The organism is Vibrio sp. D404a, assembly GCF_030248535.1.
Classification (GTDB): domain Bacteria; phylum Pseudomonadota; class Gammaproteobacteria; order Enterobacterales; family Vibrionaceae; genus Vibrio.
The window spans coordinates 42,629-60,129 of sequence record NZ_JAHGAJ010000018.1 but is presented as its reverse complement, the minus strand read 5'-3'; the positions used below and the strand labels follow the sequence as shown (position 1 = coordinate 60,129).

13 protein-coding genes are annotated in these 17,501 nt (G+C 45.4%); 8 read left to right on the top strand and 5 right to left on the bottom strand.

Annotation, left to right across the window (positions count from 1 at the left end; translation table 11 throughout):
* Nucleotides 1–214: 214 nt before the first annotated feature.
* Nucleotides 215–1,504, bottom strand: a complete 1,290-nt coding sequence (gene hemL / locus KI655_RS11525) for a glutamate-1-semialdehyde 2,1-aminomutase (protein WP_285404978.1) — start codon at nucleotides 1,502–1,504, stop codon at nucleotides 215–217.
* 297 nt (nucleotides 1,505–1,801) lie between these two features.
* On the opposite strand from hemL, the gene erpA reads away from it, so the two are divergent.
* The 3 genes from erpA to KI655_RS11510 all read left to right on the top strand — a co-directional run bounded on the left by erpA (nucleotide 1,802) and on the right by KI655_RS11510 (nucleotide 6,646).
* Nucleotides 1,802–2,143 carry an iron-sulfur cluster insertion protein ErpA gene (gene erpA / locus KI655_RS11520; protein WP_032551754.1) on the top strand — a complete coding sequence of 114 codons (342 nt, stop codon included), beginning with the start codon at nucleotides 1,802–1,804 and terminating at the stop codon, nucleotides 2,141–2,143.
* A 277-nt stretch (nucleotides 2,144–2,420) separates the two neighbouring features.
* On the top strand, nucleotides 2,421–3,530 hold the full coding sequence (locus KI655_RS11515; protein ID WP_285404973.1) for an efflux RND transporter periplasmic adaptor subunit: 1,110 nt from the start codon (nucleotides 2,421–2,423) through the stop codon (nucleotides 3,528–3,530).
* Between the two features lie 11 nt (nucleotides 3,531–3,541).
* The gene (locus KI655_RS11510; protein ID WP_285404970.1) at nucleotides 3,542–6,646 is read left to right on the top strand and encodes an efflux RND transporter permease subunit; all 3,105 of its coding nucleotides are present in this window, start codon (nucleotides 3,542–3,544) and stop codon (nucleotides 6,644–6,646) included.
* A 96-nt stretch (nucleotides 6,647–6,742) separates the two neighbouring features.
* Here KI655_RS11510 and KI655_RS11505 read toward each other — a convergent pair whose 3' ends face one another.
* A complete protein-coding gene (locus tag KI655_RS11505; RefSeq protein ID WP_285404968.1) occupies nucleotides 6,743–8,032 on the bottom strand; it encodes a peptidoglycan DD-metalloendopeptidase family protein in 1,290 nt (429 codons plus the stop codon).
* 129 nt (nucleotides 8,033–8,161) lie between these two features.
* Here KI655_RS11505 and tyrS point away from each other — a divergent pair, with 129 nt between their 5' ends.
* Together tyrS and KI655_RS11495 are read left to right on the top strand one after the other, a co-directional pair.
* Nucleotides 8,162–9,349 (top strand): tyrosine--tRNA ligase, encoded by a 1,188-nt coding sequence (gene tyrS / locus KI655_RS11500; RefSeq protein WP_285404966.1) that lies wholly within the window; start codon nucleotides 8,162–8,164, stop codon nucleotides 9,347–9,349.
* A gap of 426 nt (nucleotides 9,350–9,775) precedes the next feature.
* Entirely contained in the window at nucleotides 9,776–10,621 is an 846-nt protein-coding gene (locus KI655_RS11495; RefSeq protein WP_285404964.1) for a magnesium transporter, read from the top strand.
* Between the two features lie 77 nt (nucleotides 10,622–10,698).
* Here KI655_RS11495 and dacB read toward each other — a convergent pair whose 3' ends face one another.
* Together dacB and KI655_RS11485 are read right to left on the bottom strand one after the other, a co-directional pair.
* Nucleotides 10,699–12,105 (bottom strand): serine-type D-Ala-D-Ala carboxypeptidase, encoded by a 1,407-nt coding sequence (dacB, locus tag KI655_RS11490; RefSeq protein WP_285404962.1) that lies wholly within the window; start codon nucleotides 12,103–12,105, stop codon nucleotides 10,699–10,701.
* 112 nt (nucleotides 12,106–12,217) lie between these two features.
* Nucleotides 12,218–13,252: a porin gene (locus KI655_RS11485; RefSeq protein WP_285404960.1), complete on the bottom strand. Its 1,035-nt coding sequence runs from the start codon at nucleotides 13,250–13,252 to the stop codon at nucleotides 12,218–12,220.
* Nucleotides 13,253–13,769: 517 nt separating this feature from the next.
* On the opposite strand from KI655_RS11485, the gene greA reads away from it, so the two are divergent.
* Nucleotides 13,770–14,243 carry a transcription elongation factor GreA gene (greA, locus tag KI655_RS11480; protein WP_032551537.1) on the top strand — a complete coding sequence of 158 codons (474 nt, stop codon included), beginning with the start codon at nucleotides 13,770–13,772 and terminating at the stop codon, nucleotides 14,241–14,243.
* Nucleotides 14,244–14,358: 115 nt separating this feature from the next.
* Here greA and yhbY read toward each other — a convergent pair whose 3' ends face one another.
* Nucleotides 14,359–14,655, bottom strand: a complete 297-nt coding sequence (yhbY, locus tag KI655_RS11475) for a ribosome assembly RNA-binding protein YhbY (protein WP_032551538.1) — start codon at nucleotides 14,653–14,655, stop codon at nucleotides 14,359–14,361.
* A 114-nt stretch (nucleotides 14,656–14,769) separates the two neighbouring features.
* Here yhbY and rlmE point away from each other — a divergent pair, with 114 nt between their 5' ends.
* Together rlmE and ftsH are read left to right on the top strand one after the other, a co-directional pair.
* A complete protein-coding gene (rlmE, locus tag KI655_RS11470) occupies nucleotides 14,770–15,399 on the top strand; it encodes a 23S rRNA (uridine(2552)-2'-O)-methyltransferase RlmE (protein ID WP_285404956.1) in 630 nt (209 codons plus the stop codon).
* 106 nt (nucleotides 15,400–15,505) lie between these two features.
* A complete protein-coding gene (gene ftsH / locus KI655_RS11465; RefSeq protein WP_285404954.1) occupies nucleotides 15,506–17,458 on the top strand; it encodes an ATP-dependent zinc metalloprotease FtsH in 1,953 nt (650 codons plus the stop codon).
* Nucleotides 17,459–17,501: the final 43 nt, after the last annotated feature.

Sequence of the window (17,501 nt, the reverse complement as noted above, 5' to 3'; positions counted from 1 at the left end):
CAAAAAATGCCAAGAGAATGAGCAACAACCGAAAAAAGCGATCCCGTGGTTTCGAATGCTGCTGGGAACTTTAATGCTATTGGTATTTTTGTTCTGGGAACGCTAGGGGAAATGATAGTGTTGTGCGATCAACTCTTTGAGACAATGCTTTAATCCCAAAAGAAAAGGCTGCACCTGGCAGCCTTTATAATCAATATGTTAAAGCTAAATAGCCTTATTCTGCAGCAATGATTGCGAAACAGCGATCAGCCGCTTCTAGTGTTGCATCGATCTCTTTAGAGCCGTGAGCGAGAGATGTGAAGCTTGCTTCGAATGCTGAAGGCGCAAGATAAACACCATGATCCAGCATTAGGTGGAAGAAGCGCTTGAAGCGTTCTACATCACACTTAGTTACATCTTCGTAGCAAGTCACTGATTCTTGCTCAGTGAAGAAGAAGCCAAACATACCGCCAACTTGGTGCACTAGCATTGGAATACCGTGCTTGTCAGCCAGTTGCTTGAAACCATCAGCCAGTTGCTTAGTTTTTGCTGCTAGACGCTTCTCGTTGCCTTCTTCACGTAGAAGGTTCAAACATGCGTAGCCTGCTGCCATTGCCACAGGGTTACCTGAAAGTGTACCTGCTTGGTAAACAGGCCCCGTTGGTGCGATGTATTGCATCACTTCTTTACGACCACCAAAAGCACCCACGGGCATACCGCCACCAATCACTTTACCAAGACACGTTAGGTCTGGCTTGATGTTGTAGTAAGCTTGCGCACAGCCTTCAGCAACACGGAAACCCGTCATTACTTCATCAAAGATCAGTAGTGCGCCTTCTTGGTCACAGATTTCACGCAGACCTTCGTGGAAGCCTTCAACTGGTGGGATACAGTTCATATTGCCCGCAACTGGTTCAACGATGATACAAGCGATCTCACCTTTGTTTGCCTCAAACAGTTCACGTACAGAGTCTAGGTTGTTGAATGTCGCTGTTAGCGTGTGCTTAGCAAAATCTTCTGGCACGCCTGGAGAGCTTGGTTGGCCTAGAGTCAGAGCACCAGAACCAGCTTTTACAAGTAGGCTATCTGCGTGGCCGTGGTAGCAGCCTTCAAACTTAAGAATTTTGTCACGACCAGTAAAGCCACGAGCAAGGCGAATCGCACTCATTGTTGCTTCAGTACCTGAGCTCACCATACGTAGCTGTTCCATTGAAGGAACCATCTCAGATACAAGCTCAGCCATTTTGATTTCAGTTTCCGTTGGAGCACCGAAGCTAAGACCACGTTGAGCCGCTTCAATTACAGCATCACGAATAACCGCATGGTTGTGACCTAAGATCATTGGGCCCCAAGAACCAACGTAGTCGATATATGCTTTACCATCAGCATCAAAAATTAGCGGGCCATCAGCGCGCTCGATGAAGATTGGAGAACCACCTACACCGTTGAATGCACGTACAGGAGAGTTAACGCCACCCGGAATAGTTTGCTGTGCTTTTTCGTACAGCTCTGCTGATTTGGTCATTGATATATCCTCTTTTGACTGTCGGGACCAATTGGCTCGCATTGTACCTATCCATAAACCAACTAGGAATGGTTTCGCTGAGATAATCGCCCGAATCTGGTGGTTTTGAGGGGTTAAGCGGCTAATTTATTTTTATTTGATGAGTTTTTAGCAGGAAAAACGGCGATCAGATGGTGAATACTTGAACGTTTCAGTCAGGTATTGGATAATCACCGGAATAGAAAAATATATTCAACAACTATGATCTCGAACTCGATTTGTATCATGTTGTTTTTGACACAGGTAAGAGAGGTTGTCGTGAGCGAAGCAAATATCCCATTGTCTTTTTCTGATGCAGCAGCTACCCGCGTACAAACGCTGATTGCTGAAGAAGAAAACCCAGATCTAAAACTGCGTGTATACATTACAGGTGGTGGTTGTAGCGGTTTCCAATACGGCTTCACATTCGATGAAAAAGTAAATGATGGTGACATGACTATTGAAAATAGTGGTGTAACGCTAGTGGTTGACCCAATGAGCCTTCAGTACCTGATTGGCGGTGTTGTGGATTACACAGAAGGCCTTGAAGGCGCACGCTTCTTTGTAAACAACCCAAATGCAACAACAACTTGTGGTTGTGGTGCATCGTTCAGCGTGTAAAAGCTGACAAAAACGTATTGTTATATAGAAACGCTGAACTTAGGTTCGGCGTTTTTTTTGTCTTTTAGATTCGAAGTTTTGATCTAAGTAACTGTCTTTACAGGAGGTCGGCTAACTTTTAAGTAAACGATATATTGAATAAAGTGTCGGTCTCATCGAATTTTGCCTCTAATGGGTCTGTTATGGTTGAGGTTGTGTATCAGGAAGTAGCACACCACAACGCAAAGCGAATATTTGACGCTGCATCATCGGGCTGTGAAAAGTAAAAGGACGTGTTATGCCACACCGACTCTCTCATATCGGACTCTCTTTTTGGTCGAAGCGACCGTGGTTGGTCTCTCTATGTTTGATCATACTGTTGTCAGTATGGTTAGGGTTGGGTGTGGGGCAGGCCGAAGAGCCCAACTCAACAGCGAATCCTCAAGTTCCTTTAGCCAAAGTCTCCTTTCAAACTTTTCATGCTTCACCAACCTACCGAACCATCGAACTATACGGTCGAACTGCGCCAGATCGACATGCGCGTCTAGGGGCAGAGATTGCCGGTAAGATCGTCACATTGAACATCGCTAAAGGAGACGTGGTTGAAGCAGGTCAACCGATAGCACAAATAGACAAAGCGGATCTAGGTATCCAGCTAGAGCGTGCGTCAGCGTTATACCGACTTAAGCAGAAAGAGTTTAAGGCTGCTCAATCTTTGAAAAAGCGTGGTTTACAAGGTGAGATCGCCTATACCACAGCGGAGGCATCGTTGACGGAAGCCAAAGCCATGCAGAGCAATGCTGAGATGGCGCTTCGTAATACGGTTATTCGCTCTCCTTTCTCTGGCATAGTGCAAGAGCTGCATGTTGAGCTGGGGGATTTTGTTGGTGTTGGCGACCCTGTCGCAGGAGTCATAGACCTTGATCCGCTAGTGATTGAAGCGGATGTGAGTGAACGACATATTCAACAGCTGCAATCTGGGCAAGCGGCTTCAGTACGATTGCTAGGCCATCAAAATGCTGAGGGAAAACTTCGTTATATTTCTCGAATATCGACGCCCTCGACCAATACATTCCCAATAGAAATTGAAATTCCGAATCCACAACGGCTTCTTCCTGCCGGTGTCAGTGCTGAGGTGTCGCTGAACTTAGAGAGCCAGTCTGCAATCAAGGTGACTCCTGCAATGCTAGCGCTGGATGAAGCGGGTAACCTTGGCGTGAAAACTCTGGTGTCATCCGGAGATAAACAGGTCGTTAAGTTTGTCGAGATTCAATTGGTGAAAGCAGAGCAAGACGGTGTTTGGCTTGCTGGGCTTGGTGAACAAGTCGATATCATTACCGTTGGACAAGGTTTTGTGCGTGATGGTGATAGCGTGATTGCCACAGAGCAACCAACAGCAGCGAACTAGGAGATAACATCATGTACTCATTGATTGATGCTGCTTTGTCTCGCTCGCGAACCATGCTCTCATTACTGCTGTTTATCCTAGTCGCTGGCATCGGTACTTATATTACGATTCCCAAGGAGTCGAGCCCAGATATCACCATTCCGATCATCTATGTCTCGGTCGGACACCAAGGTATTTCGCCAACAGATGCTGAGCGCTTGTTAGTTCGACCGATTGAGCAAGAGCTGCGCTCGATTGAGGGCGTAAAAGAGATGACGGCGACCGCCTCGGAAGGTCACGCTTCTGTGGTTTTAGAGTTCAATGTGGGTGTTGACCTAACTAAAGCAATGGCTGATGTTCGAGATGCGGTCGATCTTGCCAAGCCCAAATTACCTGAAGACAGTGATGAGCCAACGGTAAACGAGGTGACGTTGGCATCTGAGCAGCCAGTACTTTCCGTCGTTCTTTACGGTACGGTTCCAGAACGGACGATCGTTCAGATTGCTCGTGAACTTGGAGATAAGCTAGAGAGTTATCGTCAAATTCTTGAGGTCGATATAGCGGGTGATCGGGAAGATATTGTGGAGATCATCGTTGATCCGCTATTGATGGAGAGCTACAGCCTAGATCAAGCCGATATCTATAACCTGATTGCGCTAAACAACCGCGTAGTAGCGGCTGGGTTTGTTGATACCGGTTATGGTCGATTCTCGATCAAAGTTCCTTCTGTTTTTAACTCTCTCAAAGATGTACTTGAGCTGCCAATCAAGGTTGATGGTAAACAGGTGGTCACCTTTGGCGATGTTGCCACAGTAAGGCGAGCTTTTCGCGACCCTGAAAGCTTTGCTCGATTGGATGGTAAGTCTGCAGTGGTGCTAGATATCAAGAAACGCGCAGGCGAGAACATCATTGAAACGGTAGAGCTGGTTAAAACCGTAGTGGGAGTCGCTCAGCAAAGAGCAGAGTGGCCAAATAACTTGTTGGTTAAGTTCACTTGGGATGAGTCGAAAGACGTCAAGATCATGCTTAATGATCTGCAAAACAACATCCTCTCCGCCATTATATTGGTGGTGATCGTGATCATCGCGATTCTAGGTGTTCGCACGGCGCTACTGGTCGGTATCTCTATCCCCGGATCGTTCTTAACTGGGCTGTTGGTGTTATCGGTGTTTGGTTTGACAGTCAACATCGTGGTGTTGTTTTCGCTGATTATGGCCGTCGGTTTACTGGTGGATGGGGCGATTGTTGTCACCGAGTTTGCCGATCGAAGGATGCAAGAGGGTGAAGCAAGAAGAACAGCTTATCAAGCGGCAGCGAAGCGAATGGCGTGGCCAATCACAGCATCGACTGCAACAACATTAGCTGCGTTTGCCCCATTGCTGTTCTGGCCTGACGTTACCGGTGAGTTCATGAAGTACTTGCCATTAACCTTGATTGCGACCTTGTTTGCTTCTTTGCTAATGGCACTGCTGTTTGTTCCGGTTTTGGGCGGGCTGATTGGTAAGCCACAATATGTATCTTCAACCAATCAAACACGTATGGTGGCGCTGCATAATGGTGACTTCTCAAAAGCGACAGGGATTACTAAGCTCTATTACCGTACCCTCTCAATCGCTATTCAACATCCACTTAAAATCTTATTGAGCGCGATATTGCTCTCTATTGCTGTCGGGTTTTCTTACGCCAAAGCGGGACTTGGAGCGGAATTCTTCCCTGAAGTTGACCCTCCATTCTTCAACGTAAAAGTACGCTCACATGGCGATCTCTCGATTCAAGAAAAAGACGTTATCATGCGAGATATTGAGCAGATGATGCTTGGTCATGAAGAGTTTGACAGTGTTTATACACGCACCGGGGGAGATGACCAGATTGGCCTTATCTCGATAACACCGGTTGACTGGCAGTATCGCCGCAGCGTGAAAGATATTATTGAAGAGCTAAAGGTTCAGACTGATCAATATGCGGGTGTAGAAATCGAGTTTAAGTTTCCAGATGCGGGGCCTCCGGTAGAGAATGACTTGGTGATTGAGCTCTCTGCCAAAACGCCAGAGCAGTTAAACCAAGCCGCTAAAATGGTTAGAGCTTGGGCAGATGCAAGTCCTGCTCTTACCAATATTAGCGACACTAGCAGTAAAGATGGTATCGATTGGAAAGTGGATATCAGGCGAGATGATGCAGCTCGCTTTGCTGCTGATGCTACCTTGGTTGGGAATACGGTCCAATTCGTGACCAACGGACTCAAGATCGGAGATTATTTGCCTGATGACTCTTCGGAGGAGGTCGATATCTTAGTGCGCTATCCAAATGACAAAAGGGATATCGGTCGTTTCGACCAGTTGCGAGTAAAAACGCCAGCAGGTCTAGTCCCTATTACTAACTTTGCTCAAATCGTTCCGGATCATAAGCAAGATACGATTAAACGCCTTGACGGAAAGCGTGTGGTGAATGTTATGGCGGACATGAAAGAGGGGTTCAATCTCGCGTTAGAGCTGCCGAAGATTGAGCAGGCGTTAAGTGAACTAGGGCTACCTAATGGCGTTGAGTTTCGTATTCGTGGTCAGAATGAGGAGCAAGAGAACTCGTCCGCTTTTCTACAGAGTGCCTTTATGGTTGCGTTAGCGGCTATGGCATTGATTCTCATCACTCAGTTCAACAGTTTTTACCAAGCCTTCTTGATTCTAAGTGCGGTACTGTTCTCAACCGTCGGTGTGTTTATGGGATTGCTGATATTCCAGCGCCCTTTTGGCGTGGTGATGTCAGGGATTGGGGTTATCGCGCTAGCAGGCATCGTTGTGAACAACAATATCGTACTGATCGACACATACAATCAATTGGTGAAAAGGGGCTTAGATAAGCGAGATGCGATTTTAAGAACCGGTGTCCAGCGTCTGAGACCAGTGATGCTGACAACAGTAACTACCATTCTGGGTTTGATGCCGATGGTGCTTGAGATGAACATCGACTTAATTAATCAGAAGATCGAATTTGGAGCGCCGAGTACTCAATGGTGGTCGCAATTGGCAACCGCGATTGCAGGAGGTTTGGCATTTGCAACGGTTTTAACCTTGGTGCTGACACCTTGTCTTCTGATGTTAGGTCGAGATAAGAACAAAGAAGGTGGCAGTGTTCTTGAGTAATTTGACAGAGCCTCAGTACCGCAAATCTTAGTGAAACAAAAGAGCACCTGCATGGTGCTCTTTGTGTATGTAATTGACTAACCTATCTTGAAAACGCTAGTTGGTCGCCAGCAATTGACTGTAGCGATTGAGTTTTTCTAGGCGTAGCTTCGAGTTAGCAATAAAGGTCGCTTTGGCTTTGCCTGTCAGTGATTTCGACTGTGGCAGCTTCACGGTTCGCGCATTTTTGTGCACGCCATTAACCAAGAACTCGTAGTGCAGGTGTGGACCCGTTACACGCCCCGTGCCACCTAGAGTACCGATGGTCTGGCCTTGTTTGACGCGCTGCCCTGTTTTTACCAAGCGCTTCTTGAGGTGCAGGTATTTGGTGAGGTAGGTGTTGCTGTGTCTGATAAAGACATAGTTACCGTTGAACTGGTTATAACTCGATTTCTGAACAATACCGTCACCAGCTGCCCAGATAGGAGTGCCGACAGGTGCAGCATAGTCGGTACCGCGGTGTGGTCGCACTTTACCCGTTACTGGGTGTTTACGGCGAGGGTTGAAGTTCGAGGTTACACGACGGAAATCAACAGGAGAGCGCAGGAATGCTTTCTTCATCGCGCGGCCTTGGTCATCAAAGTAGTTGCCTGTTTTATCATCGAGGATTGCAGTGAAGGTATCACCTTGGTTTTTGAATACTGCTGCAGTGATCTTGCCGCGGCCAATCACTTCACCCTCAACCACTTTTTCTTGGTACAAGATCTTAAAGCTGTCGTTCTTGCGAATGTCTAACGCGAAGTCGATATCCCAACCAAAAATGCCTGCCAGTTCCATGATTTGGTTCGCAGTTAAGCCTGCGCTCATACCCGCGTTCCAGAAGTTAGAAGTGATGTCGGCTTCAGCGTAGTTGTATTGGTAGGCGACCTCTTTCTTGTCAAAACCAGAGATGTAACTGTCACCGGACTTGGTGATCTTGAAACTTTCAAACGCGCTCAGTTGGCGCTTGAGCTGGATAAGGTTATTGTTTTCATCAAAACCGAATTGTAAAACATCGCCAGGTTTGAGGTTCGAGAGTTGTTTGTTGATGTCTTTATTGGTATTCAACAGCGTGATTAAGAGTCGGTAAGAGAGGCCGATACGCTCAAACAATACCGAGGTACTTTCTCCAGAACGAACCGTGTATTTTTCCCAGTTGAGTACCGCAGTTGGTACATGGTCTTCATTACTGACCAGAGCAGCAGCGTCGATGGTGAGAGGGTATTGTTTGCCAATAACTAGAGAGTCACTTTTATCACGCAGAGAACTGACATCGGGTAGAAGAAAAAGGGCAATGAAGATTACCGCACTAAAAAATGCAATAAAGACCCGGTGCAATATAGGAAGGCGTGCAAAAATAGACAACATGTTCCGGTTCGTATAGTAAATATTAAGAAAATAGACGACTGAATAGTGTAACTGGTTTCAAAATACATCGCTATTCAAGTAAGATGTCTAACTATTATATTTTTGCCAAATCTGTGGGAGTGAACAAGAATGGCGAGTATTGAAGCTGCACTAGCCGAGATCAAACGTGGCGTTGAAGAACTGATTCCAGAAGACGAACTGATTGCAAAACTGAAAGAGGGTCGTCCTCTACGCATTAAACTGGGCGCGGATCCAACAGCACCAGATATCCACCTAGGCCATACGGTTATCTTTAACAAGCTTCGTGCTTTCCAAGAGCTTGGTCACGAAGTGACATTCCTAATCGGTGACTTCACCGCGATGGTAGGTGATCCATCAGGCAAGAACTCAACGCGTCCACCTCTAAGCCGCGAAGACGTTCTAAAGAATGCTGAAACTTACAAAGAGCAAGTATTCAAGATTCTAGATCCTGCTAAAACGCAAATCCGTTTCAACTCTGAGTGGCTATCTGAGCTTGGTGCTGAAGGCATGATTCGTCTAGCTTCTAACCAAACTGTTGCTCGTATGCTTGAGCGTGATGACTTTAAAAAGCGTTACGCTGGTGGTCAACCGATCGCTATTCATGAATTTATGTACCCACTTCTACAAGGTCACGACTCTGTTGCACTAGAGAGCGACGTTGAGCTTGGTGGTACTGACCAGAAGTTCAACCTGCTAATGGGTCGTGAACTGCAAAAAGCGGCAGGTCAAAAACCACAAGCGGTACTGATGATGCCACTACTTGTTGGTCTAGACGGCGTTAAGAAAATGTCTAAGTCTGCGCACAACTACATTGGTATTAGCGAAGCTCCAAGCGAGATGTTTGGTAAGATCATGTCTATCTCTGACGATCTGATGTGGAGCTACTACGAGCTATTGTCTTTCCGTCCTCTTGAAGAAGTTGCAGAGCTGAAAGCTGGCGTTGACGCGGGCAAAAACCCACGTGACGTTAAAGTACTGCTAGCAAAAGAGATCATTGCACGCTTTCACTCTGAAGCTGACGCAGATGCGGCTGAGCAAGAGTTCGTTAACCGTTTTGCGAAGAACCAAGTGCCAGACGACATGCCTGAGTTTGAATTCGAAGCTGGTCTACCAATTGCGAACGTATTGAAAGAAGCGGGTCTAGTAAACTCAACCTCTGATGCAATGCGTATGATCAAGCAAGGCGCTGCTAAGCTTGAAGGCGAGAAAATCGCAGACAGCAAATTCGTACCAGAAGCAGGCACAGCAGTTTACCAAGTAGGTAAGCGTAAGTTTGCTCGTATTACTATCAAGTAATATTAAATCTCAATGAGTGAGTAAAAAGGCATCTACGGATGCCTTTTTTATTGACAGAAAGTTGACCAAGTATTTTTTACGGCCTTGCTACACTATGCGCGCTGTCGAACTGACAGTAATTTTGGAGATTTTTATGAACAATACCGACCATCCTCCTAGTTTGAAGGGAGAAGAATAACCTGTCTCGGTATTGATCTATTGTCCTGCCGTTCAGGTAGGGTATCTTTTGTTCCCCTCATTCTTTTCCACACTCTAGATTCCAACAAATAGAGACATCAGTAGCTTTAAGCTCTTGATGCATTTAGTTATATGTTCTTGAACTATGGAGTTATACGCTCTTGGCGTACACAGCTTTATACTCTAGAAGCGTTAGCTATGGGTTATTTGTTTTGATGGTCGTTACCTTTGCCAATCGGGAGATTCGCCATGACGGTAATGAACAACACTTTTTTATCTATTGAAGCTTTATACTCTGAGAAAGACATTCAAGCTGTATCGAGTGCCTTTCAGCAATACTCTAGAGAGCAGCAGGTTGCTCTGCTTAATCGAATGCCTCTGGAAGACGCAGTCTTGGTTCTGGGTCAGTGCTCACTCAGTGTTATTCAAGCTCTACTTAGTGAGCTAGAAGAGCAGGGCTATGAAAAACGCTCTCGCCACTTAGCTCACCAATTAGGTCTTATTTACTCTGAGGTTGAACCACAACAGGGCTATTTGTCTACTGGAGTGCTAAGCCACGTAAGGCAGCGTATTGGCTGGATTATCGCGCTGGCTTTACTGGGAATAGTATCAGGCCTGATTATCGCTCAGTATGAGGATATTCTCAGCCAGTTGGTTTTGCTCGCTATTTATATGCCTGTGATCGCTGCGGCTGGTGGTAACACCGGCACACAAGCGGCGACTTTGGTCATTAGGGCTTTGGCTACCGGAGAGCTGAAAAAACGCCAATGGCTGAGTGTGATTTGGAAAGAGTTCCGAGTTGCTATCTGTTTGGCGGCTGCGATTGCGGCGGTTATGGTTGGACGTATTTTGCTGTTTAGCGATAACCAAGCAACAGGTGGTTATGATCTTGAAATGATTGCCTTCGCGATCGCTGTGGCTCTGTTTATTCAGGTGACGATATCGACTGTACTCGGTGGTGGCCTGCCAATTGTCGCGCGTCTATTTAAGCTCGACCCTGCTGTACTAGTGAGCCCGGTGCTCGCTTCTATCGTCGATATTTCAGGAATGTGGATCTACTTTACTGTTGTGAATGCGTTTCTTGGAATTGCTTGAGCCCAGTAAAGAGTCGCTTTAAGTTCAACTGAAAATAAACGGCGCAGTGAGTGTTTACTTACTGCGCCGTTTTTTATCTAGTTACTTTGGCTAAACTCAATCACATCACTATAAAACGCTTTTTCAAAGCTGACTATTGGTTGCTCAACAGGCTTGTCGGGATCTTGCTTGTTAGGGAAATAGTCGCGAACGAATTGAACGAATAAAGAACTAGGCTTACCTTCCTTATCAAGGCCATAGCCTGCCATGTTGTAGCTTCCATACACTGAGCCACTCTTTGCGATGATGTTGTCTTTGATGGGGGCTTTTCGCATACTTTGTCGGTAACGCAGTGTGCCATCTACCCCAGAGGTTGGCATCGCTTGGATAAGGTTGAGCGTGTTGTCGTGCTTCCAGATATATCTCAGTACTTCAACCATGCTTTGCGCAGTCATTCTATTGTTGCGAGAGAGTCCTGAACCGTCTGTAAGATGTGCGCGAGTGAGGTCGATGTTCGCTTTGGTCAGTAAAATCTGTTTGATAGCTTCCGTACCATTGTTAAAACTACCCGGTTGTACGTAAAACTTGGCACCCAGTGTTTTAGTTAGGTTGTCAGCAATCAGGTTATCTGATTTTTTAAGCATGGTATCGAGTAGAACAGGTAGCTTCTGTGACTCATGGCTTGCGACCACTTTGATTTGTTTAGATGAAGGGGCAGCCCCAATGATAATTTCGCCTTTAACTGTTAATCCTGACTCTTTAAGCAGTGATTGGGTTACCTCTTGGGTGTAAAGCTCAGGATTTTGAATCGCAAACTTAAGTGGCAGTGGTTTTTTGCGTTCGACCAAACAGCCAGATAATTGGTAATGATTGTCTGGCGTGGTTAGCAGTTCTAACTCGCATTGTGTCGCTTTTTGGCCGGACTTAGTCACTGTATTTGCCGTGGTTGAGACCACGACAGGGTAATGGACGGGGATGTAAACACGTGTCTTCCCGTTGTCTTGAGTGTAGATAGAAGCTTGCGCGCAATTACTGTCGAGCGTTATAGCTGTTGAAGGAGCACTGTAGCAGACACCAAGAATATCCCAAGGCCACCCCACAGCTCGGTGATAGCCAGTAAATGCGGAATTATCTAAGTAGAGGTTACCCTGAATGGTTTTGCTCTGCTTTTTAGCATATTGATTGAGCAGTTTCTTGAGGTCGTCGCGTTGCAGAGTAGGGTCGCCACTGAACGCAATGACCGCGTCTTGGCCTGCTTGACGGATAGTGGTGTTGTAGTGAAAGTTATCACCAAGCTCAAGCTTAGCGGCTAATGCCGTTACTAATTTGAGAGTGCTCGCTGGCGGATAGTAACCTTCAGAGTTAATAGTCAATTGAGTGTTACTGCTACTTAATGACTGCAAGACCAAGCTGCTAGAGCTACCATCAGGCAGTTTTTCTAGTGGGGAATACGCTGAAACTGAACAACTAAAGCTGACAGCCAGTAATGAGGACAATAGGCGCATAAGAGTGCTGAGTCGGTAGTGGATAATCTCAGTATACAGATATAAAAAACGCCCGCTAGAGAGCGGGCGTTTTGATTCGAAATTAACTAATTAATCAATTAGATAATCTGAATTAGAAGTCGTAACGTAGACCTAGAGCTAGCTCGTCTTCAGCGTCTGCAGAAGTTGCAACAGTTGATGCTGAAGTATCGTTAGAGCCGATCTTGTCGCCTTTGCTGATTAGGTTGAAGTTGTACGATACGTAGCCACGGAAGTTAGGCTTGAAGTAGTACGTTGCATCGATAGCGATGTTGTCAGCAGACGTTTCGCCGTCAGTTTCAGCGTTGTTGTACGTAGAAGAGAATACAGTTTGGCCCATTGTGTAAGCAGCAGCCAGTTCGTAACCTGTGTAATCAACAGCAGAGTTTAGGTCGATAGTACCGTTATTTTGCTGCTTTTCACCGTCAGTGAATACACCAGCGAAGTATAGGTCGCCCATAGTGTAAGAACCAGAAAGCATGTACTCGTTGCTCTTATCTTGGTCTGCGTAACCTGCACCTACTTTAATGCCTGTCTCGCCGATCGCGTAGATACCAGATAGAGAGTAGCCATCTTTACCGTTGTCAGTGAATTCACCATTAGCGTCAACACCATCACGGTCCGCAAAACGGTAGCTTGCTTTTACGTTTAGAGCTTGGAATTCGCCTTTGTAAGACAGCATGTTATCAGAACGGTCAGCAACAGCGATTTTGTCTGCTGCAGAGTTACCGTGGTAAGCCATGATATCTGTGAAGTCTGTGATTACGCCTAGAGCACCGTCGTTTTTACCGTAAGTCACTTCACCGAATGCGCCGCCTAGACCAGCGTATGTGTAACGGTTAGTAATGCTGCCGTCGTTGTTGTCTGTAGCGCCGCCATCTTCAGCAGTAGTGAATTCGCCTTCGTAGAAACCAACACCGTATAGGCCGTCTTGGATTTCTACTTTACCTAGGAAGTTAAGACGAACTCGTGTTTTGTCTTCAACTTTGCCATCTTTCATAGATAGACGAGCTTCCGCACGGCCACCCATGTCTAGAGAAGTACCGTCTTGGTTGTAAAGTTCAGAAGCGTTAGCACCAGTTGCAAGAGCTGCAGCTGATACAGCAAGCGCGATCATAGTCTTGTTCATGTTATTAATTCCTAATTACTGTCCATAAAGGTTGTTATCAAAGGATTTGAATCCTTTTTTGTATTGCTCGTATAAATCAAGCTTCATAATCAGGCTTAGGACATAAGCGAGAAACTTGCCAGAGCAATCCGTGGGGTACTTTTTACCCTTAAAGTTCCGCAGCAAGTTAGTAAAATGATATCAATAAAAATAATGAACAGTGTTTTATTGGGGTTTTTATATCTTAAATTATTGTTATTATTGGTTTTTTATTTTTAGTGAATAGTTTGCTGTTTTGTTTGTTTTTGCTTTTTTTAGGTTTTTATTTCGATAGTTATTAATCGAAAGGTTAATATTCATTTTTGTGATGTGTGTAATTTAGACCTAGATAGCGGTTTTGTAATACAACGCTGAATAAAGGTGATTTAGCCACTAAGTTTGTTTACACTAAGCTAAATCGTTTTGTTCCAGCTACCCGACCATAGAGGTTGGGGGGCTTTATTTTGGCTGAAGAAAGCTTTCAGCATAGAGGTAGAAAATGGAAAAGGTTCCAATGACAGTGCGTGGCGCACAACAGCTACGTGAAGAACTAGAGCGTCTGCTTAAGCAGCGCCCAATCATCTCAGCAGCGATCGGTGAAGCTCGTGAACTGGGTGACTTGAAAGAGAATGCAGAATATCACGCAGCGCGTGAAGAGCAGGGTATCTGTGAAGCACAGATCCGTGATATCGAGTACAAGCTGTCTGTTGCACAGATCATCGATGTTACTCAAATGGAAAACACAGGCAAAATCATCTTCGGTACAACTGTTACGTTGATTGATGTAGATACAGATGAAGAAGTTCGCTACCAAATCGTTTCTGAAGACGAAGCGGACATCAAAACTGGCCGTATCTCTGTGAAGTCACCTATCGCTCGTGGTCTTATCGGTAAGATGGAAGGCGACGAAGTAATGATTTCAACGCCGGGTGGCGAAAAAGATTTTGAAATTGATAAAGTAGAATACATCTAATTTATCAGTCTCTAGATAGCAAAAAAGGTCGCAATTGCGACCTTTTTCTTTTCTCACGTAGTGATTACACAACGAGATTATCTCTGATGTTTGAGATTGTCTCTGTAGTCTAAGCTTACTTACGTGGAATCTCGATTTTACGCTCTTCAGACTGGCGGAATAGCACAAGTACTTTACCGATAGTTTGTACTTTTTCTGCTTTAGTCTCACGTACGATGGCATCGATAATTAGTTGTTTAGTCTCACGATCTTCTGATGCAACTTTAATTTTGATCAGTTCGTGATGGTCTAGAGCGATTTCGATTTCCGCTAGAACAGCTTCAGTAAGTCCATTTGCGCCCATTAGCACAACAGGTTTTAAACTGTGAGCTAGGCCCTTTAGATGCTGCTTTTGTTTGGTACTTAGGTTCATTACGCGGCCAATTTTCTTTACTATTAGGGTTGAAAAAACCTATTTTAACGCCATCTAAAGCTGAAGACTATAATTTATTCAGCAATTAGTACTTTCCTCCACTTTAGGTACCCAATGAGCAAACAGAAACACTCGGCCAGTTCAGGCCGTTGGTTGAAGGAACACTTCGACGACAAGTATGCGAATGAAGCCCGTAAAAAAGGCTATCGTTCTCGTGCTTACTTCAAAATGGAAGAGATTCAAACTAAAGACAAATTGCTGTCTCCAGGCATGACAATTGTCGATTTAGGTGCAGCGCCTGGCGGGTGGTCTCAATATGCTGCTAAGATTGTAGGTGACAGTGGTCAAATCATTGCATGTGACTTATTACCTATGGATCCAATCGCAGGTGTGAGCTTCTTGCAAGGGGATTTCAGAGAAGATGCGGTACTAGAAGCTTTATTAGATAGGATCCAACCGGACATGGTGGACGTAGTAATGTCTGATATGGCGCCGAATATCGCTGGCAACAACTCTGTAGATCAACCAAGAGCTATGTATTTAGTTGAATTAGCATTGGATATGTGTCGACAAGTTCTAGCTACCAATGGTAGTTTTGTTGTTAAAGTATTCCAAGGCGAAGGGTTCGACCAGTACGTTAAGGACGTCCGTGAGATGTTCAAAACGGTTAAAGTGAGAAAACCCGATTCTTCGCGAGCTCGTTCCCGTGAAGTGTTTATTGTAGCCACTGGTTACAAAGGTTAACGATTCTGTTAAATAGTGTGCGTTAACAATATAGCTACAGGTTACAAACTGTAGTACCCTACCTTTAATTACAATTAGTTATCGCGAGGCTGACACCTTGAGTGACATGGCAAAAAATTTAATTCTGTGGCTTGTTATCGCTGTAGTATTGATGTCGGTATTCCAGAGCTTTGGCCCTGGTGAAAGTAACGGCAGAGCAGTAGATTACACCACGTTTGTACAGGAAGTTGGCCAAGGCCAGATTCAAGAAGCGCAGTTCAATAACAGCGAGATCACTTTCACGCGTCGTGGCGGTGGTGCTAAGTACGTTACGTACATGCCTGTTTATGATCAAAAACTGCTTGATGACTTAATTAATCAAAACGTAAAAGTTCAAGGTACACCACCTGAAGAGCAGAGCCTACTTGGCACTATCTTCATCTCTTGGTTCCCTATGATCTTACTGATTGGTGTATGGATTTTCTTCATGCGTCAAATGCAAGGCGGTGGCGGCGGTAAAGGCGCGATGTCTTTCGGTAAGAGTAAAGCTCGTATGATGAGCGAAGAGCAAATCAAAACGTTGTTTGCTGATGTTGCAGGTTGTGACGAAGCAAAAGAAGACGTGAAAGAGTTGGTGGATTACCTACGTGACCCAAGTCGATTCCAGAAGCTAGGTGGTAAAATTCCTACTGGTATCCTACTTGTTGGTCCTCCGGGTACAGGTAAAACGCTACTTGCAAAAGCGATTGCAGGTGAAGCGAAGGTACCGTTCTTTACTATCTCAGGTTCTGACTTCGTTGAAATGTTCGTTGGTGTTGGTGCATCTCGTGTGCGTGACATGTTCGAACAGGCGAAGAAAGCGGCACCTTGTATCATCTTTATCGATGAGATCGATGCAGTAGGTCGTCAGCGTGGCGCTGGTGTTGGTGGTGGTCACGATGAGCGTGAGCAAACCCTGAACCAAATGCTGGTTGAGATGGATGGTTTTGAAGGTAACGAAGGTATTATTGTTATCGCTGCTACAAACCGTCCAGACGTTCTTGACCCTGCACTACTTCGTCCTGGTCGTTTCGACCGTCAAGTTGTGGTAGGTCTTCCAGATGTACGTGGCCGTGAGCAGATTCTTAAGGTTCACATGCGTAAAGTACCTCTAGCAGGTGACGTTGAACCTTCATTGATTGCACGTGGTACGCCAGGCTTCTCTGGTGCTGACCTAGCAAACCTAGTTAACGAAGCCGCTCTGTTTGCTGCGCGTGGTAACAAGCGCAACGTTTCTATGGTTGAGTTTGAACTAGCGAAAGACAAAATCATGATGGGTGCAGAGCGCCGCTCAATGGTGATGTCTGAAGATACAAAAGAATCGACAGCATACCACGAAGCTGGTCACGCAATTGTTGGTCGCCTAGTACCTGAACATGATCCAGTGTACAAGGTGTCTATCATTCCACGTGGTCGTGCACTGGGTGTGACTATGTATCTTCCTGAGCAAGATCGTGTGAGCATGTCTCGCCAACACCTAGAGTCGATGATTTCGAGCCTATATGGAGGCCGTCTTGCTGAAGAGCTTATTTACGGTAAAGACAAGGTTTCGACTGGTGCGTCTAACGATATTGAACGCGCAACTGATATTGCTCGTAAGATGGTAACGCAGTGGGGCTTCTCAGAGAAACTAGGTCCTCTTCTTTATGCTGAAGAAGAAGGTGAAGTGTTCTTGGGTCGCGGTATGAGCCAAGCGAAGCACGTATCTGATGATACGACTAAGCTAATCGATGAAGAGATTCGTATCCTTATCGACCGCAACTACGACCGAGCTAAGAAGATTCTTGAAGAGAACATGGATATCATGCACTCGATGAAAGATGCTCTAATGAAGTTTGAAACGATCGATGCAGGTCAGATTGATGACCTGATGGAGCGTAAAGAGACGATTCGTGAACCAGCTGGTTGGGGCGACCAAGTGAAAGCTGAACCTGCAAAGGAAGAGCCGAAAGCGGAAGCTAAACCAGAAGAAACGAAAGAAGAAGTGAAAGCTGAAGAAGCGAAAACGGATTCTGAAGATAACGCGAACAAAGATTCTTAATCTATAAATCGTTAATAAAAACCCTGAGTGCCTGCTCAGGGTT

Coding starts and splice junctions, on each gene's coding strand:
- greA (WP_032551537.1), top strand. CDS start 13,770: ATGGAAAAGGTTCCAATGACAGTGCGTGGCGCACAACAGCTACGTGAA.
- KI655_RS11510 (WP_285404970.1), top strand. CDS start 3,542: ATGTACTCATTGATTGATGCTGCTTTGTCTCGCTCGCGAACCATGCTC.
- rlmE (WP_285404956.1), top strand. CDS start 14,770: ATGAGCAAACAGAAACACTCGGCCAGTTCAGGCCGTTGGTTGAAGGAA.
- KI655_RS11495 (WP_285404964.1), top strand. CDS start 9,776: ATGACGGTAATGAACAACACTTTTTTATCTATTGAAGCTTTATACTCT.
- ftsH (WP_285404954.1), top strand. CDS start 15,506: ATGGCAAAAAATTTAATTCTGTGGCTTGTTATCGCTGTAGTATTGATG.
- KI655_RS11485 (WP_285404960.1), bottom strand. CDS start 13,252: ATGAACAAGACTATGATCGCGCTTGCTGTATCAGCTGCAGCTCTTGCA.
- dacB (WP_285404962.1), bottom strand. CDS start 12,105: ATGCGCCTATTGTCCTCATTACTGGCTGTCAGCTTTAGTTGTTCAGTT.
- yhbY (WP_032551538.1), bottom strand. CDS start 14,655: ATGAACCTAAGTACCAAACAAAAGCAGCATCTAAAGGGCCTAGCTCAC.
- KI655_RS11515 (WP_285404973.1), top strand. CDS start 2,421: ATGCCACACCGACTCTCTCATATCGGACTCTCTTTTTGGTCGAAGCGA.
- KI655_RS11505 (WP_285404968.1), bottom strand. CDS start 8,032: ATGTTGTCTATTTTTGCACGCCTTCCTATATTGCACCGGGTCTTTATT.
- tyrS (WP_285404966.1), top strand. CDS start 8,162: ATGGCGAGTATTGAAGCTGCACTAGCCGAGATCAAACGTGGCGTTGAA.
- hemL (WP_285404978.1), bottom strand. CDS start 1,504: ATGACCAAATCAGCAGAGCTGTACGAAAAAGCACAGCAAACTATTCCG.